The organism is Nonomuraea roseola (assembly GCF_039535395.1).
GTDB classification, from domain to species: Bacteria; Actinomycetota; Actinomycetes; order Streptosporangiales; family Streptosporangiaceae; genus Nonomuraea; species Nonomuraea roseola.
This window is the reverse complement of sequence record NZ_BAAAXC010000014.1, coordinates 24,038-44,140: the sequence shown is the minus strand read 5'-3', so window position 1 is coordinate 44,140 and position 20,103 is coordinate 24,038. Positions and strand designations below refer to the sequence as shown.

General features: G+C 70.3%; 24 protein-coding genes and 1 pseudogene. 11 read left to right on the top strand and 14 right to left on the bottom strand.

Annotation, left to right across the window (positions count from 1 at the left end; translation table 11 throughout):
- Positions 1-102 precede the first annotated feature (102 nt).
- Entirely contained in the window at positions 103-750 is a 648-nt protein-coding gene (locus ABFX55_RS18480) for a response regulator (protein WP_346122614.1), read from the top strand.
- 198 nt (positions 751-948) lie between these two features.
- Here ABFX55_RS18480 and ABFX55_RS18475 read toward each other — a convergent pair whose 3' ends face one another.
- The 4 genes from ABFX55_RS18475 to ABFX55_RS18460 form a co-directional block, all read right to left on the bottom strand.
- Positions 949-1,455, bottom strand: a complete 507-nt coding sequence (locus ABFX55_RS18475; RefSeq protein WP_346122612.1) for a DUF4142 domain-containing protein — start codon at positions 1,453-1,455, stop codon at positions 949-951.
- Between the two features lie 241 nt (positions 1,456-1,696).
- Positions 1,697-2,257 (bottom strand): MFS transporter, encoded by a 561-nt coding sequence (locus ABFX55_RS18470; protein ID WP_346122610.1) that lies wholly within the window; start codon positions 2,255-2,257, stop codon positions 1,697-1,699.
- A 129-nt stretch (positions 2,258-2,386) separates the two neighbouring features.
- Complete coding sequence (locus tag ABFX55_RS18465; protein ID WP_346122608.1) at positions 2,387-3,583, bottom strand: MFS transporter; 1,197 nt, start codon at positions 3,581-3,583, stop codon at positions 2,387-2,389.
- Between the two features lie 44 nt (positions 3,584-3,627).
- Positions 3,628-4,149: an SDR family oxidoreductase gene (locus ABFX55_RS18460; protein ID WP_346122607.1), complete on the bottom strand. Its 522-nt coding sequence runs from the start codon at positions 4,147-4,149 to the stop codon at positions 3,628-3,630.
- 190 nt (positions 4,150-4,339) lie between these two features.
- Between ABFX55_RS18460 and ABFX55_RS18455 the strand changes: the two genes are divergently transcribed.
- Positions 4,340-5,254 (top strand): LysR family transcriptional regulator, encoded by a 915-nt coding sequence (locus ABFX55_RS18455; protein ID WP_346122606.1) that lies wholly within the window; start codon positions 4,340-4,342, stop codon positions 5,252-5,254.
- 158 nt (positions 5,255-5,412) lie between these two features.
- On the opposite strand, the gene ABFX55_RS18450 is transcribed toward ABFX55_RS18455, so the two are convergent.
- Positions 5,413-5,919, bottom strand: a complete 507-nt coding sequence (locus tag ABFX55_RS18450; protein ID WP_346122604.1) for an Lrp/AsnC family transcriptional regulator — start codon at positions 5,917-5,919, stop codon at positions 5,413-5,415.
- Between the two features lie 34 nt (positions 5,920-5,953).
- Between ABFX55_RS18450 and ABFX55_RS18445 the strand changes: the two genes are divergently transcribed.
- The 3 genes and pseudogenes from ABFX55_RS18445 to ABFX55_RS18435 all read left to right on the top strand — a co-directional run.
- On the top strand, positions 5,954-6,811 hold the full coding sequence (locus ABFX55_RS18445) for an EamA family transporter (protein ID WP_346122602.1): 858 nt from the start codon (positions 5,954-5,956) through the stop codon (positions 6,809-6,811).
- A complete protein-coding gene (locus ABFX55_RS18440; protein WP_346122600.1) occupies positions 6,778-7,746 on the top strand; it encodes an aldo/keto reductase in 969 nt (322 codons plus the stop codon). The genes ABFX55_RS18445 and ABFX55_RS18440 overlap by 34 nt, the downstream gene beginning before the upstream one ends.
- A 278-nt stretch (positions 7,747-8,024) precedes the next feature.
- Positions 8,025-8,141: pseudogene (locus tag ABFX55_RS18435) on the top strand (ABC transporter substrate-binding protein); the annotation flags it as partial.
- An 18-nt stretch (positions 8,142-8,159) separates the two neighbouring features.
- Here ABFX55_RS18435 and ABFX55_RS18430 read toward each other — a convergent pair.
- Positions 8,160-9,398: an NAD(P)/FAD-dependent oxidoreductase gene (locus ABFX55_RS18430; RefSeq protein WP_346122598.1), complete on the bottom strand. Its 1,239-nt coding sequence runs from the start codon at positions 9,396-9,398 to the stop codon at positions 8,160-8,162.
- A 224-nt stretch (positions 9,399-9,622) separates the two neighbouring features.
- Complete coding sequence (locus ABFX55_RS18425) at positions 9,623-10,657, bottom strand: TerC family protein (protein WP_346122596.1); 1,035 nt, start codon at positions 10,655-10,657, stop codon at positions 9,623-9,625.
- Positions 10,658-10,958: 301 nt separating this feature from the next.
- On the opposite strand from ABFX55_RS18425, the gene ABFX55_RS49825 reads away from it, so the two are divergent.
- Both ABFX55_RS49825 and ABFX55_RS18420 read left to right on the top strand, forming a co-directional pair.
- Positions 10,959-11,171 (top strand): DUF2795 domain-containing protein, encoded by a 213-nt coding sequence (locus ABFX55_RS49825; protein WP_379478954.1) that lies wholly within the window; start codon positions 10,959-10,961, stop codon positions 11,169-11,171.
- Complete coding sequence (locus tag ABFX55_RS18420) at positions 11,147-11,317, top strand: WCX domain-containing protein (RefSeq protein ID WP_446686016.1); 171 nt, start codon at positions 11,147-11,149, stop codon at positions 11,315-11,317. Before ABFX55_RS49825 ends, ABFX55_RS18420 begins: the two co-directional genes overlap by 25 nt.
- Positions 11,318-11,399: 82 nt before the next feature.
- On the opposite strand, the gene ABFX55_RS18415 is transcribed toward ABFX55_RS18420, so the two are convergent.
- The 3 genes from ABFX55_RS18415 to ABFX55_RS18405 form a co-directional block, all read right to left on the bottom strand.
- Positions 11,400-12,680: an MFS transporter gene (locus ABFX55_RS18415; RefSeq protein WP_346122592.1), complete on the bottom strand. Its 1,281-nt coding sequence runs from the start codon at positions 12,678-12,680 to the stop codon at positions 11,400-11,402.
- Positions 12,681-12,865: 185 nt separating this feature from the next.
- A complete protein-coding gene (locus ABFX55_RS18410) occupies positions 12,866-13,456 on the bottom strand; it encodes a TetR/AcrR family transcriptional regulator (protein ID WP_346122591.1) in 591 nt (196 codons plus the stop codon).
- 445 nt (positions 13,457-13,901) lie between these two features.
- A complete protein-coding gene (locus ABFX55_RS18405) occupies positions 13,902-14,960 on the bottom strand; it encodes a LacI family DNA-binding transcriptional regulator (protein WP_346122589.1) in 1,059 nt (352 codons plus the stop codon).
- A 61-nt stretch (positions 14,961-15,021) separates the two neighbouring features.
- Between ABFX55_RS18405 and ABFX55_RS18400 the strand changes: the two genes are divergently transcribed.
- Complete coding sequence (locus tag ABFX55_RS18400; protein ID WP_346122587.1) at positions 15,022-15,222, top strand: hypothetical protein; 201 nt, start codon at positions 15,022-15,024, stop codon at positions 15,220-15,222.
- Positions 15,223-15,262: 40 nt separating this feature from the next.
- Positions 15,263-15,907, top strand: coding sequence for a LysE family translocator (locus ABFX55_RS18395; protein WP_346122585.1), 645 nt, complete (start codon positions 15,263-15,265; stop codon positions 15,905-15,907).
- 84 nt (positions 15,908-15,991) lie between these two features.
- Here the strand turns inward: ABFX55_RS18395 and ABFX55_RS18390 are convergent, their stop codons facing one another.
- Positions 15,992-16,939: a helix-turn-helix domain-containing protein gene (locus ABFX55_RS18390; protein WP_428834770.1), complete on the bottom strand. Its 948-nt coding sequence runs from the start codon at positions 16,937-16,939 to the stop codon at positions 15,992-15,994.
- 123 nt (positions 16,940-17,062) lie between these two features.
- On the opposite strand from ABFX55_RS18390, the gene ABFX55_RS18385 reads away from it, so the two are divergent.
- Positions 17,063-17,785, top strand: coding sequence for an NIPSNAP family protein (locus ABFX55_RS18385; RefSeq protein ID WP_346122581.1), 723 nt, complete (start codon positions 17,063-17,065; stop codon positions 17,783-17,785).
- Here the strand turns inward: ABFX55_RS18385 and ABFX55_RS18380 are convergent, their stop codons facing one another.
- Positions 17,786-18,193 carry a RidA family protein gene (locus ABFX55_RS18380; RefSeq protein ID WP_346122579.1) on the bottom strand — a complete coding sequence of 136 codons (408 nt, stop codon included), beginning with the start codon at positions 18,191-18,193 and terminating at the stop codon, positions 17,786-17,788.
- 74 nt (positions 18,194-18,267) lie between these two features.
- On the opposite strand from ABFX55_RS18380, the gene ABFX55_RS18375 reads away from it, so the two are divergent.
- Positions 18,268-18,900: a TetR/AcrR family transcriptional regulator gene (locus ABFX55_RS18375; RefSeq protein ID WP_346122577.1), complete on the top strand. Its 633-nt coding sequence runs from the start codon at positions 18,268-18,270 to the stop codon at positions 18,898-18,900.
- Between the two features lie 125 nt (positions 18,901-19,025).
- On the opposite strand, the gene ABFX55_RS18370 is transcribed toward ABFX55_RS18375, so the two are convergent.
- Both ABFX55_RS18370 and ABFX55_RS18365 read right to left on the bottom strand, forming a co-directional pair.
- Positions 19,026-19,367, bottom strand: a complete 342-nt coding sequence (locus ABFX55_RS18370; protein ID WP_346122555.1) for an ArsR/SmtB family transcription factor — start codon at positions 19,365-19,367, stop codon at positions 19,026-19,028.
- 57 nt (positions 19,368-19,424) lie between these two features.
- Positions 19,425-20,024 (bottom strand): TetR/AcrR family transcriptional regulator, encoded by a 600-nt coding sequence (locus ABFX55_RS18365; protein WP_346122575.1) that lies wholly within the window; start codon positions 20,022-20,024, stop codon positions 19,425-19,427.
- Positions 20,025-20,103: the final 79 nt, after the last annotated feature.

Here is a 20,103-nt window from a genome sequence, read left to right as displayed (position 1 = left end):
CGGGCTGGACGCTGTGATCACGGATGGTGCTGTGATCGGGCCGGACGCCGTGATCACGGATGGTGCTGTGACCGGGCTGGGCGCTGTGGCCGGGGTGGCGCTGTGACGGATGGCGCGGTGACCAGGGTGCTGGTGGCTGACGACCAGCCGCTCATCAGGGAGAGCTTCCGCCTGCTGGTCGACAGCGCGCCGGGGTTCGTCACGATCGGCGAGGCCGCGACGGGCGAGGAGGCGGTGCGACTGGCCGCTCGCGACCGTCCCGCCCTGGTCCTCATGGACGTGCGCATGCCGGTGATGAACGGCATCGAGGCCACGCGCCGCATCTGCGCGGGCCGCCCGGGCACGCGCGTGCTCATCGTGACCACCTTCGACCTCGACGAGTACGTCTACGGAGCGTTGCAGGCGGGCGCCGCGGGCTTCCTGCTCAAGGACACCCCGCCGGCCGACCTGCTCAGAGCCGTCGAGGTGATCGCCTCAGGCGAGTCGCTCCTGGCGCCCACCGTCACGCGGCGGCTGATCGAGCGGTACGTGAGCCCGGCGCCCCCGGCCAGCGGCCCGCCCATCACGGAGCGCGAGCGCGAGGTGCTCGTCCTGGTGGCCAGGGGCCTGTCCAACGCGGAGATCGCCGAGCGGTTGTACGTCAGCCTCGGCACGGTGAAGACGCATGTCAGCCATCTGCTGACCAAGCTCGACGCCCGCACCCGCGTCCACCTGGTCATCGCCGCCTACGAGGCGGGGATCGTCCGCTAGCGCGAGGCGGCGAACAGGGACCGAGCCGTTCCAGTCGGGGTCAGCGTCTGGGTAAGGACGCCACGGTCGAGGTGTTCGCCGGCGCCAAGGCCGCCGAGTCGCCGCCTGCCCAGACCATCCGGATGGCCGGGTACGGCCTGCCCGGCGGAGGACCTCTCGGCCGATACCACGGGCCCCGGGCGATGTTCGCGGCCGGCCTCAGCCGGTGGGTGCGTCGTCGGGGGACATGGTGCGGTGGAGCTCCTGCATCATCCGCAGATGCTTCTCGATCACTGGGGCGGCGTCAACGGCCAGTTGCTTGACCGCAGTCTCGGTGCCGGTGCTCTGCTCGTCCTGCCCGAGTCGCAGCGTCTTCTCGTGGCCCTTGATCTGCATGTCGACCCAGGCCGCGTCGAAAGCCTGGCCGGACAGCTCCGACACCTTGCGCAGCTCGGCGGCCATCTGAGGATCGGGATCGGTGGGCAGGCTGATCTCCAGCTGTTCGGCCACCTTCTTCAGGTCCGTGTCCAGCTTGGTGTGGTCGGTGACGAGCTGTTCACCCATCGTCCGGACGTCCTCGCTGGACGCCTTCTCCTGCGCGGCACGGCCGGACGCGATCTCAGCCAGGTTGCCCTGGTGCGCCATCCGGAGATACTCCTCGTCCTGCGGCCCTCGAACAGCGGCCGCGCTCGCCGCCGGCAGCAGCACCAGGACGGCGGCCAGCACCGCCAGCCACCCGACCATCAGCCGTGATAGCGGATTCGTCATGATTCCCCCGATTGGTCATGGCCGAAATCGGCTCCAGGGGTCGACCACTACCCGGCACTCAGGCACGTTAACGGAGGGCGTGGCGTGCTCGACGATGTCAGCCGACTGCTGGTGACCACCGGCGCGGGGTCAGGCATCGGCGCTCCAATGCAGGCCCCCGGGCGCGGCAGGCGACGGCATGTGGGCACACACCACTGGTTCAGCGGATACGTCCACCACTGACGTCAGACGTCGCGGGAAGGGGCGGGAAGGACGCCGCTACCAGAATGGCCAGCACCACGTCGGCCAGCAGGATCGAGGTGAAGGCGGACACTTCGTTGATCACGACGCCTACTGTCGGCCCGCCGACGAGACCCAACGCGCCGGCCACCGACAGCATCACGACCATGGGCCACACCCTGGCGCCACGGAAAGCGGCGACCACGAGAACGAATCCCGCCCTGATCGCCACCCCCGCCGCCAGACCCTGCACACCCCTCACTGCGATCAACACGGCCGCCTCGACGAAGAAGGCGCCCAGGAGTGAGGCCAGGCCGAAGACCGCGACCGCCGAGACGAACACGCTCCTGCGCGCCTTGAACGGCACGAGAGCACCGACAAGCACGACGAAGAAGGCGTTCGACGCCCATGCGACCGCGGCCGGAGCGAGTTCGTGGTCACGCGAGATGTGCTCGTGGATCACGTTCAAGACGGTCAGGTTCGTCGCGAACAGGAAGGCGGCAAGGGTGAAGGAAATGAGCATCAACCAACGTCTGATCATGCCAAGACCGTAGGCGGACCGCTTGACGATCACTTGAATCGCAGAAGGCACGGATGACCACGGAGGTCGTCTTGCTGTCGGACACGGGAATCTTCTTCGGGAGGGTTGGTGAGGCGGCGGAGGTACCGATCAGCGCCGGGCCGGTCGCGTGTTCCAGACCACCACGGAGGTAAGGATGCTGAGGGCCGCCCCGAACCACAGCGCGGCGGCGATCACCACGTTGTCGGCGATGAGGCCGCCGAACAGCGCTCCCAGAGCGATGGCCAGGTTGAACATGGAGGTGTTCAGGGCGGTGGCGGCCTCGGCGCTGTTCGGTGCGGCCTTGAGAATCCAGGTCTGGACGCCTACTGGCACCCCGCCGAAGGCCAGGCCCCAGCCGATCAGCAGGGCCACGCCACCGATCGGGTTGCCGCCGGCGACAGGGAAGAGGGCCAGGACCGCGGCGAGCAGGACGCTGATGGCGATGACGGTCGCTCGGATGTCGCGTGTCGCAGCGGCCCCGGTGATGAAGTTGCCGACGATGCCGGCGATGCCGAAGACGAGGAGGACGGGGCCGATCATGCTCTGGTCGATCCCTGAGATGGTCCGCAGGATCGGGCTGACGAAGGTGAAAGCGGCGAAGTGGCCGCTCACCAGCAGGAACGTAGCGAGCACGCCGGCTCGGACGACGGGGTTGCGGAACTGCTCGGCCAGGGTGCGCAGCCGTACGGGCTGGGTGGCCGGCATCTGAGGCAGCAGCAGGAGCAGGGAGACGACCACCAGAAGGCCGAGTCCGCCCAGGATCCCGAACGCGATGCGCCAGTCGGTGAGCTCGCCGATCAGTGTCCCTGCCGGTACGCCGAGCACGTTGGCGGCCGTGGCCCCGCCGAAGGCGATGGCGGTGGCCTGCGGGACGTACCTCTCGGGCACCATGCGAACGGCGATGCCGGCGGCGAGCGCCCAGAAACCGCCGATGCTGATCCCCACCAGGAACCGGGAGGCGAGGAGTACGGCGAAGTTCGGGGCGATGGCCGACATCACATTGGCCGCGACCATCAAGGTGATCAGGCCGAGCAGGACGATGCGCCGATCCAGGCGTCCGATCGCCACCGGGAGTACGGGTGCGGTGGCAGAGGCGACCAGACCGGGCACCGTCACCATCAGGCCGGCCGTTCCCTCGGAGACCCCCAGCGCTCCGCCGACCGAGGTGAGCAGGCCCACGGGCAACTGCTCGGCGGTCACCACGGAGAAGGTCCCCACAGCCACGGCCGCGACGGCGATCCACCTCCTGAGCGGCACCTGGGCAGAGGGGGAGGCAGCAGTCACAGAGTCGGCGACGCTCGCCATGTCGATCACTCCTCAAAGAAAATGAAGAAATGGGTCTGTTCGGGTCAGGACAGGCCGCCGTCGGCCCTGATCGTCTGTCCGGAGATCCAGCCGGCGGCTTCGCTGACCAGCCAGGCGACTACCAGGGCGGTGTCCTCGGGTTGGCCGAGGCGGCCCCGCGGGTGCCGGGGCCAGAGCTCCGAGGAATCCGTACCGAGGTAGATGGAGTCGCTGACCGGGCCGGGGGCGACCGCGTTGACGGTGATCTCCCGTACGGTCAGCTCCCTGGCGGCCGCCCCCACCAGCCTTTCCACCGCGGACTTCGCCGCCGCATACAGCCCGCACCCGCCGGGCGTGATGGCGCACGAGCTGGTCAGGGCCACATACCGGCCGTGGTCTGCGAGATGCCGGGCGGCGGCGCGCAGCGTGTTGAACGCACTGCGGGTGTTGAGGTCGGTCAGCTCCAGCGCCGTCAGAGTCCGCGCCGCGGCGTGCTCGCCATGGGCGTAGCTGATCACCGTCGTGGCTCCGCGCGTCGCGAGGAGCTCGGCGCAGGCCGCCCCCTGCCCCCGGCTGCCACCGACCACCAAGGCGACCTTGCCCTCAAGATCGCGTGTTGGGTGCGCAGGGGTCATCGGGAACGTCCCTTTCGTGAAGCCGTTGGAGGTGCCTCCAGCCTCCTGTGACCGACCCCGCGAGCGGAAACAGACGTTCCCGGTAGCCGTCACCGGCGTCCTCTGTGGCAGCCCGGAATCACACTCCGTGTACGGTTACCGCGTGATCGACGTGGATATCCGGCAGCTGCAGTCGTTCCTGGTCGTGGCCCAGGAGCTGAACATCACTCGTGCCTCTGCTCGACTGCACATCAGCCAGCAGACGCTGTCGGCCCAGATCCAGCAGCTCGAACGGGCGATGGGAGCGACGCTCCTGGTCCGTACGTCTCGAGGTGTGCTGCTCACACCCGCGGGCGACGAACTGGAACGCGGTGGGAGCGCCGTGGTCTCCGACCTCGGTGACCTCACCGAGCGCGTACGAGCCGCAGACCAGGGGCGACTCGGCGTGCTGCGGCTGGCCTGCTGCCCGTACGCCACGGCCCTGTTCGCCACCGAGGTCGCAGACGCGATGGAAGCCGCGGTTCCGGGTCTCGAGGTCGAGCTGACCAGCGTGCTCACCCCGCCAGAGGAACGTGCGCTGCTCGTCTCCGGCGAGGTCGACGCCGCTTTCATGTGGCTGCCGGTCGGGGACAGCCGGCTCCACCACGCATCCGTACGCATCGACCGTCGCGCGGTCGCCCTGCCGGTGGGACACCGCCTGGCGGAGCGTGACTCGGTGACCTTGGCCGATCTGGCCGACGAACCGGTCATCCGTCCGGACATCTTCCTGTCCGAGGAGAACCTGTGTCACTGGATGGCCGATCCCCGGCCTGACGGCACCCCGGCCCTTCGTGGCCCCGCCGTACGCAAAGTCGAGGACTGCCTGATGATGGTCGCCCGCGGGAAGGGGGTCTGGCTGGCCCCTGAGCCGCTGAGTCGCTGGGTCCCCGTGACGAACGTTCGTTGGCGGCCGGTCTCCGACGCCGTTCCCTCCGAGCTCGCGCTCGTGTGGACCGCCCGAGCTCCGCAACGCCTGGTCGCACGAATGATCGCCGAGGTCCGCAAGGTGACCGGCTGGAGCGAGAACCCACTGACCTGACGTCGCCGGCAGACACCCCGGGTGCACAGCCGGTCATGGCCGAGTGGGTGGTGCGACCCCGAGCAGCCTGCCGCCGTCGCGGCCATCTCGGGCTGCTGGGGCAACGCGGGAACCGTCGGCCCCGACCAGGCAGGGCCTCGCACCACTGAGGCCGCCGCTCACATGGCCGTCGCCTGCCCCTGCTCGTCCAGGGGCAGGGGACGGCGGGGCACGGGGGCCGACTGCAGGATCGAGGTGGTCGTCCTGGCGTGCGGGGTGAAGCGGTCGAGGATGGGTTCGAGCTCCTCGACGCTGCGCAGGTGGGCGATGAAGAAGAAGCAGTCGTCGCCGGTGATCCGATGGCACTCGACGATCTGCGGGATCTCTTCGGCGATCTTGGGGATGAGGTGCAGCTCGCGCAGGGCGGGACGGACGCGGACGAGCACGCTGATCGGGAACCCCAGAGCCCGCTGATCCACCGCGGCGTGATAGCCGACGATCACCCCCGTGTCCTCGAGCCGCTGCACCCGTTCGGCCACGGCAGGGGCCGACAGTCCGACCCTGCGGCCCAGCTCGGCGAGGCTCACCCTGGCATCCCGCTGGAGCTCCATGAGGATCCGAAGGTCGGTGCTGTCTGCCGCCTTGGATTCGTAGGCGCGGCCCGGTCTGCCCCTTCTGTTCGTCATTCTCCCAACGTAGGCGTTGCCGGAGGATACGGCCATGGCCTTTCCGCCGTGGGGTTTCTTCGCCGGCAGCGCCGTCTTCCACTACCTGGGACCGGCCTTCGCGGTGCTGCTGTTCGGCCGCCTCGAGCCGCTCGCGGTGGCGGGGTTGCGCATCTGGAGCGCGGCCCTGGTGTTCGCGCTGTGGCGCAGACCTGCTCTGAGGCGGATCGACGCGACCGTCCTCGCCCTGGGACTGGTCCTGGCCGCCATGAACGTGACGTTCTACCTGGCGATCGCGCGACTGCCGCTCGGCACCGTCGCGGCGATCGAGTTCCTGCCGGTCATCGCGCTGGCGGCGCTCGGTGTCAGGACGGTCCGCAACCTCGCGGCGCTCGCGGCGGCGGTGGCAGGGGTCTACCTGCTGACCGACGCGAGGCTGGCGGGGGAACCGCTGGGGATCCTGCTCGCCTTCGCGAACGCGGGACTGTTCGCCCTCTACATCGTCCTCGCGCACCGGGTCGCCGCCCGTCCAGGCGGCGGCGTGGACGCGCTGGCCACGGCGATGCTGGTGGCAGGCGTGTTCGTGATCCCGCCGGCTCTGGCGCAGGCGAGCCCGGCCATGACGGACCCGGTGGTGCTCGCCGCCGGGCTCGGCGTCGGGATCACCTCCTCGGTGATCCCGTACGTCTTCGACCAACTCGCCATGGCCCGCATGGCGAGGGCCACGTACGCCCTGATGACCTCCCTGCTGCCGGCGACCGCAACGGTCGTCGGCGTGCTCGTGCTCCGGCAGCTACCCGCGCCCGCCGAGGCGGCGGGGGTGGCCCTGGTGATCATCGGCGTCGCATCGCACCAGCACACTGCCTCCAAGGAGACGACATGGAACAGACGCGGCTCGGATCGTCGGGACTGAAGGTCTCGCGCATCTGCCTCGGAATGATGAGCTACGGAGACCCTGCGAGCAGGGCGTGGCACCTGGAGGAGGACGAGGCCGAACCGATCGTCAGGCGGGCCGTCGAGGCCGGCGTGACCTTCTTCGACACCGCCGACATGTACTCGGACGGCCGGACGGAGGAGATCACCGGGCGGCTGCTCGCCAAGCTGTTCCTGCGGCGCGAGGACTACGTGCTGGCCACCAAGGTCTACTTCCCGATGGGCCCGGGGCCCAACGACAGAGGCCTGTCGCGCAAGCACGTGATGTCGGCCGTCGACGCCTCGCTGCGCCGCCTGGGCACCGACTACGTGGATCTGTACCAGATCCACCGCTGGGATCACGAGACGCCGATCGAGGAGACCATGGAGGCGCTGCACGACGTGGTAAAGGCGGGCAAGGCCCGTTACATCGGGGCCTCCAGCATGTACGCATGGCAGTTCGCCAAGGCGCAGCACTGCGCCGCGACGAAGTTCGTCGCCATGCAGAACCATTACAACCTGGTCTACAGGGAGGAGGAGCGGGAGATGATCCCGCTCTGCCTCGACCAGGGGGTGGGCGTCATCCCATGGAGCCCCCTGGCGCGGGGGCTGCTCGCGGGCAACCGCGGGCGTGACGGCGCCCGCCGTACGCCTCGGGCGGGCAGCGATCCGCTGGCGGACGACATGTACGAGGAGGCCGACTTCGACGTGGTGGACGCGGTCCTCGCGGTCGCGGCCGAACGTGAGGTGCCACCGGCCAGGGTCGCCCTCGCCTGGCTGCTCGGCAGGCGGGGCGTGACGGCGCCGATCGTCGGCGCGACCTCCCTGCGGCACGTTGACGACGCCGTCATGGCGGCGGAGCTGACGCTGACCGAGGAGGAGAAGCGAAGGCTGGAAGCCCCCTACCGCCCGCATCCGATCCTCGGCCATTCCTGACGGCATGAATTTGACAACCATTTTCAGCCTTTGCGATGCTCTCGATCAGAGGAGTGCCTAGCGACCTTCTCCACCCGCACCCCCGCAGAAAGGCCGCCCCATGCCTCCGCTCGCCACGACGTCGGTGGCGCCTCCTGAGACCGCGATGCCCAGGCGCGGTGGGCTCGCCGCGCGCGGCGCTCTGGCGGCGGTCTGCGCCGTGCTGGGCGTGGCGCTCCTGGTTTCCGTCGTCGTGGCGGTCGGCCTGGGCCCGGCTGCGATCCCGCCGGGTGAGACCGCCCGCGGTCAAGAAGGACAACTTCTTCATCCTCGACTACAACGAGGGCATCAGCGGTCCGCGCAACGTGGACGGCCTGGAGAGGTTCGCCACCTATCTGCGGTCCCTCGATCGCTGACGAGCACGCCTTCCCTGCTCACTCGATGACGGAGGCGGCGCTGCGGCGGGGGCCGATGTATCGCCACAGGAAGCTGGTCAGCACGGCGAGCCTGTTGCGCCCGCCCAGCAGATAGGCCACGTGCAGGCCGATCCAGGCCAGCCAGGCCACCAGGCCGTGGAAGGTCCAGCCGTTCTGCAACTGCAGCACGGCCTCGCCGCGGCCGACCGTCGCCATGATGCCGGGGTCGCGGTACTTGAAGGGCTCGACCCGGCGGCCCAGCGCCGCCGCGACGATCTGACGGCCCACGTGCGCGCCCATCTGGAGGGCGGGCTGCGCGAGCTGCGGTGGCGCGTCAGGCGGGCCTGCGAGGTCACCCGCGACGAAGATCTCGGGATGGTCCTCGAGGTTGAGCGCCTGCGTGACCGAGATCCTGCCCCCTCGGCCCTGCGGCAGGCCCCACTGAGCGACCGACTTTGGAGCGGTGACTCCCAGCGCCCAGACGGTGACGTCGCTGGGCAGGCGGGTGCCGTCGGCCAGGATGACCGCGTCGGGCTGTACTTCGGCCACCGTGGCGCCGAGCCGCAGGTGAACGCCACGCTTGCGCAGAGCGCGCGCGGCCTGGTCGCGCAGCCTCGGCTTGTACGGCGAGAGCACGTAGTCGAACCGCTCGACCAGGGTGACGCTCGTCTGCTTGGGCGACAGCTCGGGAAAGGTCAGCGGGATCGTGCGGCGGCGCAGCTCGGCCAGCGTGCCCGCCATCTCCACGCCGGTGGCGCCGCCGCCGACCACCACGACGTGGACGCTGTCGCGCTCGCCGGTCGCCGCCTCCTCCAGACGGCGCTGCAGCAGCTTACGCAGCGTCACCGCGTCGTGGACCGAGTAGATGGGCAGCGCGTTCTGCTCCGCCCCCTCGATGTTCAGCCAGTTCGTCGTGACGCCGCTGGTCAGCACCAGGTAGTCGTAGTCGACGCTGCTGCCGTCGTCCAGCTCCACCCGCCGCTCGCCGGCCCGTACCCCGCTCAGCGCGGCTCGCCGGGTGCGCACCGTCCGGTACCTGGCGGCGAAGGCGCGGATGGGGAACGACACGTCACCGGGACCGAGCCCCGCCGTCGCCACCTGGTAGAGCAGGGGCTGGAAGGTGGTGTAGGGGTTACGGTCGATCAGGGTGACCCTAACCCCCGCGCGAGCGAGTCGCCGGGTGGCGGCGAGGCCGGCGAAGCCGGCCCCGACCACGACGACGTGCGGGCCGGTGGAGCGCGAGTGCGTGACGGTCACAGGCTGTCCCTCCGCTGCGAGTGCTGCTTCAGGTGCATATGGCACACAGGGAGCCGTCTAAACCCTCATCTCCCGTACGGGCTGAAAGCTTCTTCTTCGGAGAGGCGGCGCTGATGCCCTGCCCTGCGGCCTCGCGTGATCTGGCGGTTCGACACCGCGTGCGACGGCCTACCTGTCGTAGGTCCGAGGCAGGCTCGCCGCCGGTCGGCGAGCCTGCCTCCTGGTCAGTTGCGCGCCTGGTCGGCGGGCTCGGACACGGACGGCTCGGCGGCCTGGCGGGTGTCGCGCCTGGACCTGAGCAGGCTGGCCACCGTCGTGACGGCCAGCACGGTGACGATGACGGCCAGCGAGATCCAGTTGTTGATCTCAGGGACCCAGGTGACGTGCTCGCCGCCGTTGATGAACGGCAGCTCGTTCTCGTGCAGGGCGTGCAGGACGAGCTTCACGCCGATGAAGCCGAGGATGACCGCCAGGCCGTAGGTGAGGTAGACGAGTTTCTCCACCAGCCCGCCGAGCAGGAAGTACAACTGTCGCAGCCCCATCAGCGCGAACGCGTTGGCCGCGAAGACCAGGTAGGCGTCCTGGGTGATGCCGAAGATCGCGGGGATCGAGTCGACCGCGAAGACCAGATCCGCGCCGCCGATGGCGATGATGACGATGAACATGGGGGTCAGCAGGCGGCGGCCGTCTTGTTTGATGGTCAGCCGTGAGCCGTGGTAGTCGTCGGTGACCGGGAACAGCCTGCGCGCCAGCCGTACGACGCCGCCGTTGGGGTCGTACTCCTCGTCTTCGTTGCTGTTGAAGGCGAATTTCCACGCGGTGTAGATGAGGATGCCGCCGAAGAGCCAGAACACCCAGCTGAAGCGCTGTACGGCCTGCGCGCCCACGCCGATGAAGATCCCGCGCATGACCAGCGCCATCACGATCCCGATGAGCAGCACGCGGTGCTGGTGGATCGCGGGCACGGCGAAGTTCGCCATGATGAGCATGAAGATGAACAGGTTGTCGACGCTCAGCGTGTACTCGGTGATGTAGCCGGTGAGGTAGGAGGCCGCGTGGTCATCGCCGCCGAAGATCCACACGCCTGCGCCGAAAGCGACGGCACAACCGATGTACAAGGCGATCCACCGCGCCGACTCGGCGATCGTGACCTTGTGGGGTCTCCTGTTGACGATGATCAGATCGAGGAGGATGAGCCCGAGCAGGGCGGCGATGGTGGCCGCCCACAGCCAGGCGGGCACGGACATAGGTGGGGGCATGAGCGCTCCTCCGACTTGGCGTTGACACGTCCGTCGGAGGTCTTCTCCGCCCGCGGCGTCGCGGACCGACCGCACCGGGCCCCGAGGCGGGTCCGTGATGACGACGCGGCCGCGAAGGAGTACTCCCCTCCACTTCGCCTGCGATCATACATACCGAATGCAGTAGCCCATATCCCCTCGCACGTCCCAACCCCGGACCAGGGCCGGCGCCACTCGCCCGTCACGCCGGACGGATCGGGCGAGCGCGCGCCCGCCACGCTCCCGCGCCGACCCTCGGCACGAGCCCGGTTCGCCCGAGGGGATGAGCTCGTGGCAGGTGGGCGGTCGCAACGAGCTGTCCCGGTGGATCAGCGGAACGCGCGCCTTCCCCGCCGACCGCGACACGTTGCTGGAACGCGCGCGCTCCCAGTCGGCGCCCGACGGAGTGCTCGCGGCGATCCGGTCACTGCCCGATCGCGTCTACGACAATTCGCGGGGCCGCCCGCGCCACTGGAGGACGAGCCCGAGTGGATGAGCGTGCACCTCACCTACCCCGTCCTCGAAGCCGTTCGTCACCTGCTGCAGTTCGGCGCCTCCGTCGAGGTGACCGGCCCTCCCGAGGCCCGCGCGGAGCTGCTCCGCGCCTCCGCCGAGATCGCCGAGATGTACGGCGCCGCCTGATCCGCCCGCGGTCTCACAGTGCGGCGTCGTAGAGATCGTGCCGGGGGCCTGAGCGAAGAACGAGTCGAGCAGCCGGGGGCGTTCAGGCGAGCACCGCTGCTCGGATGCCGCGTCTGAGCAGGGCGGGCAGGCACAGCACGGTGCCCAGGGCGCCGACCCACACCGAGGCGGACAGGCCCGCGAGAGCCGTCATGCCGGCCGCCGCGAGGCTGCCCAGCGCGATCGCGCCCCAGAGCAGGAACCTCTGCACCGAGCCGACCCTGCCCAGCAGCTCCGCGGGGGCCTCCGTCTGGCGCAGGGTGATCGAGGTCGGGCTGAAGGCGCCCTCGCCGACGCAGTGGACGACGCTGCCCGCCACCAGGCCGATCGTGCCCGCGACGCCACCGATCGCGCCGAGCGCGGGCATGCTCACGATGCCGAGCACGGAGACCGTGGCGGCGGCCGTGAGCGTCCTGGGCGCGCCGAGGCGGCGGATCAGGCGGGCCGACAGCAGGTTGCCGACCGGGTAGCCGGCCGCCGCCGCGCCGATCACGACGCCGATCCAGCCGGGCGACAGGCCCAGGACGTCGCGGCAGTAGAGCACCAGGCTCGTCTCCACCATGGACAGGAACAGCACGTAGACGGTGCCGCACGCCAGGATGGGCTGCAGGATCGGGTGACGGAGGGCGAAGCGCAGGCCGACGGCGATGTCGCGGCGCAGCCAGCCTGGCTGCCTGACGGCGGCGGCCCTCCTCGGCTCCCTATGCCGGATCAGGGCCAGCGAGACGAAGGAGGCGGCGAAGCTGAGCGCGTTGGCCGCGAGCGCGCCGACCAGGCCGAGCGCGCCGATGAGCGGCCCCGCCGCCATGGGGCCCAGCGCCTTGGAGGTGGACTCCGACAGCGCGAGACGGGTGTTGCCGCGGTGCAGCTCGTGGGCGTCGCCGTACAGGCTGGGCAGGTAGGAGGTGTAGGCGACCTGGAAGAACACCACCGCGCACCCGCTGATCAGGATCAGCCCGAACAGCAGGGGGAAGGTCAGCGCGCCGGTGGCCGCCAGCACGCAGATCGCGGCGAACGCGACCGCCTGCACGCCGTCGCACACCAGCATGACGGTCCTGCGGGGCAACCTGTCGACGATGGCGCCGGCCGGCAGGCCCAGCGGCAGGAACGGCACGAACAGCGCGAACGGCAGCAGCGCCGCCTGCGCGGGAGAGGAGCCGAGCAGGGTCACGGCCACGAGGGGCAGCGCGAGGGTCATGAACTGGTCACCGAAGAGTGAGAGCGACTGGCCGGCCCAGAGCAGGCCGAAGTCGCGGCGCACCGACGGCGGGTTCGGGCCTGGGGGAGGACCGCTGGACGGCGGCGTGCCGATGCTGGTCGTCATGAGGCGGACTCCCGCCTGATCGCGCCGGAGCCCGCGGGCGATGCCGCGTGCCCTCGGCGCTCTTGGCGATGACCGTGGTGATGGGTGAACACGTCGGCCCATCCTTCCGCCGACGGCGCCACGATGACGGCGGCAATCGGACCTCGCACTGGCCCGATCGCGCGCCGGGGGCCGGTTCTATCGGGTCAGCCGCCGGCCGGTGTCTGATCGCCGTCGGGCAGGGAGTCCAGCCAGCCGATCAGCCGCTCGCCCTGCCGCGTCATGACGGCGGGCTCGCGCAGGGCGTTGGCCAGCAGCGACATGCCCTGGTACGCGCCCACCAGCGTCAGGGCGAGCCCGTCGGGGTCGGGCAGCCCGAGCTCGCGGAACTGGCGCTCGGTCCAGTCCAGCAGCAGCCGGATGACCCTGCCGGCCTCGGCGTCGAGACCGCCCTCGGCGCGCTTGTCCAGCTCGACGGCCAGCGTTCCCGTCGGGCAGCCGTAGCGGGCCGCGAGGTCGCGCTGGCTGACCCACGCCTTCACCAGGCCCTTGAGCCGCTCCCTCGGGTCGGCGAGGAGATCAAGGCCGCCCGTGAGCATACCCAGCTGCCGGGCGTGCTCGCCGAGGGCGGCCGCCACGAGCTCGTCCTTGGTCTTGTAGTAGTAGTACACATTGCCCACGGGGACGTCGGCCGCACGGGCGATGTCGGCGATGGTGGTGCGCTCGGCGCCCTGCTGGTGGACGACCCTGGCGGCGGCTTCCATCAGCCGCTGCCGCTTGGCGGTCGCGGTCCTCACCCGGGATCCTTTCGAGTCAGTCACCTGACTAAGCATAGTGCGGTGTGATGCGTTCGAATCTTGCCACCGCCGTGGAGGCGGCCGAGCCCCCTGATCTACTCGCTGCGCGCGGCGAAGGCGGAGTGGCCGGCCGCGCGGACCCTCATCACCGACGCCGGCGTGCGCCGCGCCCGGCTTCGCCATCCCGATCCTCGACCGGGTCCGTGCGGTCAGCACCCGGCAGGGATCGGCGGGCACCTCGAAGGCGGCGGCCTCGACGGCCTTCTCGGACGGCACGGCCTTCTGGCTCGGCACGGCCTTCGCGGGCGACGGCGAGGCCTGCGGCGGGGAGCCGGCGGGCGCGGGCTGAGCGAGGGGGAGGACGCCTCAAAACCGCCGGACGACGTCGTCGAGAAAGGCTTCAACGACCGTCGTCACCCACCCGAGCACCTCGGCGGGCGACGGTTCAGGAGTGGAGGGGCGCGCGTGCGGTGCTCCCGCGCACGATCAGCTCGTGCGGCAGGATCAGCCGTTCGGGCTCGGGTGGCAGGCCGGACAGCAGCATGCGGCCCGCCGTCTGCCCGATGAGCTGCTTGGGCTGCCTGATCGTCGTGAGATCGGCCTCCTCGGCGCCGCTGTCGGAGAAGCCGACCACCGACAGGTCCTCGGGGACCTTCAACCCCGCCTCCGCCGCCGCGTCGAGCACACCGAGCGCCATCACGTCGGTGTTGCACAGGATGGCGGTCGGCCGGGGGGCGCGCGCCAGCAGGGCCCGTCCCGCCTCGCGACCGGACTCCCGGGCGTTGCCCGCCACCTCGTAGACCGGCACGCTCGCCCAGTCCAGCCCCGCCTGCTCGCCCGCCACCCGGTAGCCCTCGACCCTGGTCCGCATCGCCTCGTACTCCGCGCTCCGCTGGCGGCGCAGGTCGGCCCAGCCGTGCCGGCCGTCCTGGTGCAGGCCCACCAGCGCGAGTCCGAGCCTGCGATGCCCCAGATCCACCACATGCCGTACGGCCTCGCCCGCGGCGGCCAGCTCGTCGATGCCGATGAAGGGCAGCCCCGGGACGTACGGCTCGTCGACGAACACGGTGGGGAGCCTGCGCGCCAGCACCGCGTCCAGCGTGGCGTGCCCGTCGGGCAGGGAGAAGACGCAGAAGGCGTCCACCACGGCGTTGCGCACGATCTCGGGGCGCTGCACCCCTGGCGGCTGCTGGAGGATCAGCAGACCGACCGCGGCCTCCTCCGCGGCCACGGCCAGACCCTGCAGGAACCCGATCGAGTAGGGGTCGGCGAAGGCGTACGGCAGCGTCTCGGTGAAGATCAGCCCGAGCGCCCCCGCCCTGCCCAGGCGCAACGAGCGCGCCGTCGGGTTGGGGCCTGCGTAGCCGAGCTCGCTGGCCACCCGCAGGATCCGTGCGCGTAGCTCCTCGCTGAGCTGGTCGGGACGGGAGAAGGCATAGGAGACGGTCGCGCGGGACACTCCGACCCGGTCCGCGATCGTCTGCAGGGTCACTCGCTCGGCCATGCCCCAACCCTAGCGTTCGCCTTCTTAATCCATTAAGCTCTTAATTGATTAAGGAGGAACCATGGACGCCATGCAAGTACTCGCCCACCGGACGGCGATGGGCTACGAGGACGGCCTCCGCTCGGCGCTGCCCGGCGCGCCGAGACGCCCGGACCATCCGAAGGCGGCGCAGACCAGGGTGCGGCTGGCTCGCGCGCTCCGGCAGGCCGCCGACCGCCTCGACCCTGCGGGAAACCGCCGCCCGGCCGGACAGCACTGCTAGCGCCGGACAGGTGCTCACCTGTCCGGCGTAGCATTCCGGCATGGTCATCGACCCGGGCGTCGTCGCCGCCTTCTGTCTCGCAGCATTGATCATCTCTCTGGTCCCTGGGCCGGACCTGCTCTTCATCACCGCCACCGGTCTGGCCTCAGGGCCGCGGGCCGGGGTCCTCGCGGCCGTCGGCATGTCCGCGGGGCTCGCCGTGCACACCGTCGCCGCCGCACTCGGTCTCGGCACCCTCTTCCAGGCCTTCCCCACGGCCTTCCACGTGCTGCGGGTGGTCGGCGCCTGCTACCTCGTCTACCTGGCCGTCACCTCCTTCAGAGCCGCGGCGCGGGCGGACGGCCTCGATCAGGCTCACGCGGCGGCCGAACGCAGGAGCTCGGCCCGCCGCGTCTTCGGCAGGGCGCTGCTGACCAACCTCGCCAACCCCAAGGTGATCGCCTTCTATCTGGCCTTCTTCCCGCAGTTCATCGACCCGGCCAGGGGGAGCGTGACAGCGCAGTTCTTCCTGTTCGGAGCGCTGTTCATCGTCGTCGGCCTGTGCGTCGACGCGAGCGCGGGCCTCCTGGCCGGACGGCTGGCCGACTTCGTCCGCGGCCGGCCATCCGTCCAGCGATGGATGCACCGCGTGTCGGGCACCATCTTCGCCGCGCTCGCCGTCCGCCTGGCCACCGACAGCAGATAGACCGGCCGCCCGGACCGAGTTGCGTGTCCGGGGGCCTACGGTCAGGACGGTGACCACCAGCCTGATCACGCCTTGGCCGTGTGGTCAGGCCGGCGTCGCTCCCCGCGTGTCCCGGCGGAAGGTGTGCCGGTAGCCGGTGGGCGTCACGCCGAGGTGGAGGCTGAAGTGCCGGCGCAGGTTGGCCGCCGAGCCCAGCCCGCTGTGCTCCGCGACCTGATCGATCGGCAGATCGGTCGACTCGAGCAGCCGTCGCGCACGGATGAGGCGCTGGTTGAGCAGCCACTGCAGCGGCGTGGTGCCGACCGCGGAATGGAAGCGGCGTGCGAACGTCCGCGGGCTCATCCCCGCCCTGCGAGCCAGAGCGTCGACGGTCAGCGGCTGGTCGAGACGGGTGCCCGCCCATTGCAGCAGCGGCCCGAGACTGTCGTCGTCGGTGTCCGGTATGGACAGGTCGACGTACTGCGCCTGGCCGCCGGTGCGGTGCGCGGGCATCACCATACGGCGGGCGACCTGGTTGGAGACTTCGGCGCCGAGGTCTTTCCGCACCACGTGCAAACACAGATCCAGCGCCGCGCCTCTGCCCGCGCTGGTCATCACGTCGCCGTCGTCGACGTACAGCACCGACGCGTCCACCCGCACCTGCGGATGCAGCATGGACAGCGTGCCCGCGTACAGCCAGTGAGTGGCCGCCCGCCTGCCGTCGAGCAGTCCGGCGGCGGCCAGGGCGAAGGCGCCGGTGCACAGGGAGATGACACGCGCGCCGGCCGACGCCGCCGCCCTGAGGGCTTCGACCAGCGCCTGGGGAACGGGCAGGCCGGACTGCACGCACGCGTACGGCAGCGCGGGCACGATCACCGTCTCCGCCTCGGCCAGTGCGTCGAGGCCATGGCGCGTGTGCTGGAGGAAGCCGAACTCGCTCCTGGTGCCCGCCGGTTTCTCCGCGCAGAGCCGGAAGTCGTACCACGGGTCGGCCAGGTCGGTCCGTTCCGGGCCGAACACCTCGCAGGCGATCGCGACCTCGAACAGGGGCATGTCGTCGACCAGAGCCAGGGCGACGGAACCGGCGCGCACGTCCCCCAGCGTACGGCAGGAATTTTGCGAACAGTGGCACTCCTGCCACTCGCGGCCCCTTCCACGCGTTGGCATCGTTCAGGGGTGAACATCATCGAACTCAGGCAGTACACCCTGCGCCCAGGGCAGCGTGACCTTCTCATCGACCTGTTCGACAGGGAGTTCGTGGAGAGCCAGGAGGCCTTGGGGATGCGTGTCGTCGGGCAGTTCCGCGACGAGGACGATCCCGACCGGTTCGTCTGGCTCCGCAGCTTCCCCACCATGCGGGCCCGGCACGAGGCGCTGACCGCGTTCTACGTCGAGGGAGAAGCTTGGAGGAGGCACGGGCCCGCCGCCAACGCCACGATGGTGGACTCCTCGAACGCCCTCCTGCTGCGTCCCGCGGGCCCGGACTCCGGTTTCCCCGAACCGGAGACGCCTCGGCCCCCCGCGGGCGCCACGAGCCTGCCGGGCTCCCGGGTCATGGCGACGATCTACGCCGTGGACGAGCAGGCCGATGGCGACTTCAGCCGGTTCTTCGACGACCGCGTGGCCCCGTTGATGGCTGAGACGGGGGCGCCGCCACTGGCCCGCCTGCGTACCGAGCACGCCGACAACACCTTCCCCCGCCTGCCCGTCAGAGAGGGGGAGAACCTCTTCATCTGGTTCGCCTCGTTCGCCGACGCCGATCGGCGTCGTGAGCACGTCGAACGGCTGGAGCGCTCGCGGGAGTGGCACGAGAAGGTGCTGCCCGAGCTGGCGGCACGGCTGAGCGCTCCACCCCTGCACCTGAGGCTGGCCCCGACGGCCAGGTCGCAGCTGCGCTGATCAGTCGAGGACCGCGGTGGCTTCGACCTCGACCAGCAGGTCGGGCTCGCCCAGCGCGGCGACGCCCAACAGGGTGATCGGCTTGACGGGGTCGACCCCCAGTTTCGCGGCCGCCCTGGCCACGCCCTCGCCCAGCAGGGGCAGTTTCTCGGAGCTCCAGTCGACGACGTAGACGGTCAGCTTCGCCACGTCGTCGAAGGATCCACCGACCTCGGCCAGTGCGGTGCCGATGTTGAGATAGGCCTGCTCGACCTGGGCGGCGAGGTCACCCTCTCCGACCTTGCGGCCGTCGGCGTCGCGGGCGACCTGACCGGCGAGGAACACCAGCCTCGACCCGGTCGCGATCGACAGCTGCCGGTAGACCTCGGGTTGAGGCAGTCCCTTGGGATTGACCAGTGTCACGGCCATGACTCCTCCTTCTCGTCCGAGTCCGCGGATGCGGCGCTCCACCAAAACATAGCAATGCTATGTATTGTGGCGCCATGGCCAGAACGAAGGATCCTGTCGTCCGCTCCCTGCTGATCGATCGGGCCGCGCAGATGCTTCGCACCCGTGAGCCGGTCACGCTCCGCTCGCTCGTGGCCGGCACCGGCGTCTCGACGATGGCCGTCTACACCTACTTCGGCGGCATGGACGGTCTGTGGAAGGCGCTGCGGCAGGAGGGCTTCAGCCGCCTGGCGGCCAAGCTCGCGGCGGTCGCGATGTCCGCTGATCCGGTGCGAGACCTCGCCGCCCTGGGCGCCGCCTACCTGTCCAACGCGCTGGAGAGCCCCGACCTCTACCGCGTCATGTTCGACGCGGGCTTCGAGCTCGAGGACGCGGCGGCCGCGGACGAAACGCTGTACTGCCTGGTCCGCGCCGCCGAACGGGCCAGGGAGACCGGTCGCTTCCGTGACGACGTCGACCCGATGGAACTGGCGACGCAGAGCTGGGCGATCGGCCACGGGCTCGCCTCGCTCGTCGCCACCGGCCCCCTGCCGCGTCAGGCGCTCGCCCACGGCGTCCCGCTCCTGGCCGCGCTGTTCGTCAGCGCGGGAGACGATCCGGGCCGATGCCGCCGCTCGATCGAGCAGGGATGGAAGGCGGTTCTCCCGGCCTTGGACGAGCACCCGTGACCTTTGGCCCGCTCGCCGATCGCGCGCGACAGGTGGCCAGACGGCAGCGGGATGCCAGGGAAGATCAACGGAGGCGGACGGCTGCGCCCCGGCGGGACCCTGACGGAACTCTTCGGGGTGCGCGGTCAGACGGTGGACGGGGTGTTCAGCAGGGCGGACAGCTCCGCCAGGGTCTCGGGGACCAGGCGGTAGTAGACCCAGGAGGCGCGGCGCTCGGAGGTGAGCAGGCCGACCTCCTTCAGCACTTTGAGGTGGTGGCTGATGGTCGGCTGCGACAGCTCGAAGGCGCCGGTGATGTCGCACACGCAGACCTCGCCGCCCGCGTGGCTGGCCACGATCGACAGGATGCGCAGCCGTACCGGATCACCCAGCGCCTTGAACACCTGCGCGACCCCCGCCGCCTGCGGGGCGTCCAGTGGCTCGCGGGTGAGCGGCGGGCTGCACTCCAGGATCTCCAGCAGCTCCATCGACCCCTCCAGAGTAGATGTTCGTCGACGTTCTATATTGACATACATCTATGTATTTCACGGCGCCTCGACCGTCGCGCCGTAGAGCCGGAGCAGGCTGAGGCGGAGCGCCGCGTCCGCCTGCTCGCCGGACATGCGGCCGGCGCCGGCCTCGTCGCCCGCGGCGTGTCCGAGGGCGATGGTGGCCACCACCAGCCAGTCGGTCGAGAGCCTGCGGTCGAACTCGCCGGTTTCCTGGCCGCGCAGGATGATCCGCCTCAGGCGATCGGCGACCGGCGCGTGTCGCTCCTGGTCGGCCTGCGGGCTCACGGGCATCGAGCTGATCTGGTGAAGCAGCACGGGGTACCGCTCGCTCATCCGCCGGCTGACCTCGATCAGCCGGCACAGCGCCTCTGCCGCGGATCCTTCGTCGAGCCCGGCGGCGTCCATCGCCCCGACGGTCTCCTCGGTGACCCGGTCGACGGCGGCCTCCAGCAGCTCTTCGCGTGAGGGGAAATGCGCGTAGACGGTCTGGCGGGTCACTCCCGCGGCCGAGGCGATGACTTCGACGCTGACGTCGGGTCGCTCGTTCAGCAGCCGGACCGCCGCGTCCAGGATCGCCGCCCTGCTGCGCCGCGCGTCGGCACGGCGACGCTGGGGGACCGGAGGAGAAGTCAACTCATACACCTTGTCAAAGTTGTGCGCCGACACATATCTTACAGCCTGTAAGAGATAGTACTGGAGAGTGCGACAGGAG

Coding starts and splice junctions, on each gene's coding strand:
- ABFX55_RS18465 (WP_346122608.1), bottom strand. CDS start 3,583: ATGGCGAGCGTCGCCGACTCTGTGACTGCTGCCTCCCCCTCTGCCCAG.
- ABFX55_RS18400 (WP_346122587.1), top strand. CDS start 15,022: ATGGACGCCATGCAAGTACTCGCCCACCGGACGGCGATGGGCTACGAG.
- ABFX55_RS18375 (WP_346122577.1), top strand. CDS start 18,268: ATGGCCAGAACGAAGGATCCTGTCGTCCGCTCCCTGCTGATCGATCGG.
- ABFX55_RS18450 (WP_346122604.1), bottom strand. CDS start 5,919: ATGACGAACAGAAGGGGCAGACCGGGCCGCGCCTACGAATCCAAGGCG.
- ABFX55_RS18405 (WP_346122589.1), bottom strand. CDS start 14,960: ATGGCCGAGCGAGTGACCCTGCAGACGATCGCGGACCGGGTCGGAGTG.
- ABFX55_RS18395 (WP_346122585.1), top strand. CDS start 15,263: ATGGTCATCGACCCGGGCGTCGTCGCCGCCTTCTGTCTCGCAGCATTG.
- ABFX55_RS18425 (WP_346122596.1), bottom strand. CDS start 10,657: ATGCCCCCACCTATGTCCGTGCCCGCCTGGCTGTGGGCGGCCACCATC.
- ABFX55_RS18440 (WP_346122600.1), top strand. CDS start 6,778: ATGGAACAGACGCGGCTCGGATCGTCGGGACTGAAGGTCTCGCGCATC.
- ABFX55_RS18415 (WP_346122592.1), bottom strand. CDS start 12,680: ATGACGACCAGCATCGGCACGCCGCCGTCCAGCGGTCCTCCCCCAGGC.
- ABFX55_RS18445 (WP_346122602.1), top strand. CDS start 5,954: ATGGCCTTTCCGCCGTGGGGTTTCTTCGCCGGCAGCGCCGTCTTCCAC.
- ABFX55_RS49825 (WP_379478954.1), top strand. CDS start 10,959: ATGAGCTCGTGGCAGGTGGGCGGTCGCAACGAGCTGTCCCGGTGGATC.
- ABFX55_RS18370 (WP_346122555.1), bottom strand. CDS start 19,367: ATGGAGCTGCTGGAGATCCTGGAGTGCAGCCCGCCGCTCACCCGCGAG.
- ABFX55_RS18470 (WP_346122610.1), bottom strand. CDS start 2,257: ATGATCAGACGTTGGTTGATGCTCATTTCCTTCACCCTTGCCGCCTTC.
- ABFX55_RS18390 (WP_428834770.1), bottom strand. CDS start 16,939: ATGCCCCTGTTCGAGGTCGCGATCGCCTGCGAGGTGTTCGGCCCGGAA.
- ABFX55_RS18380 (WP_346122579.1), bottom strand. CDS start 18,193: ATGGCCGTGACACTGGTCAATCCCAAGGGACTGCCTCAACCCGAGGTC.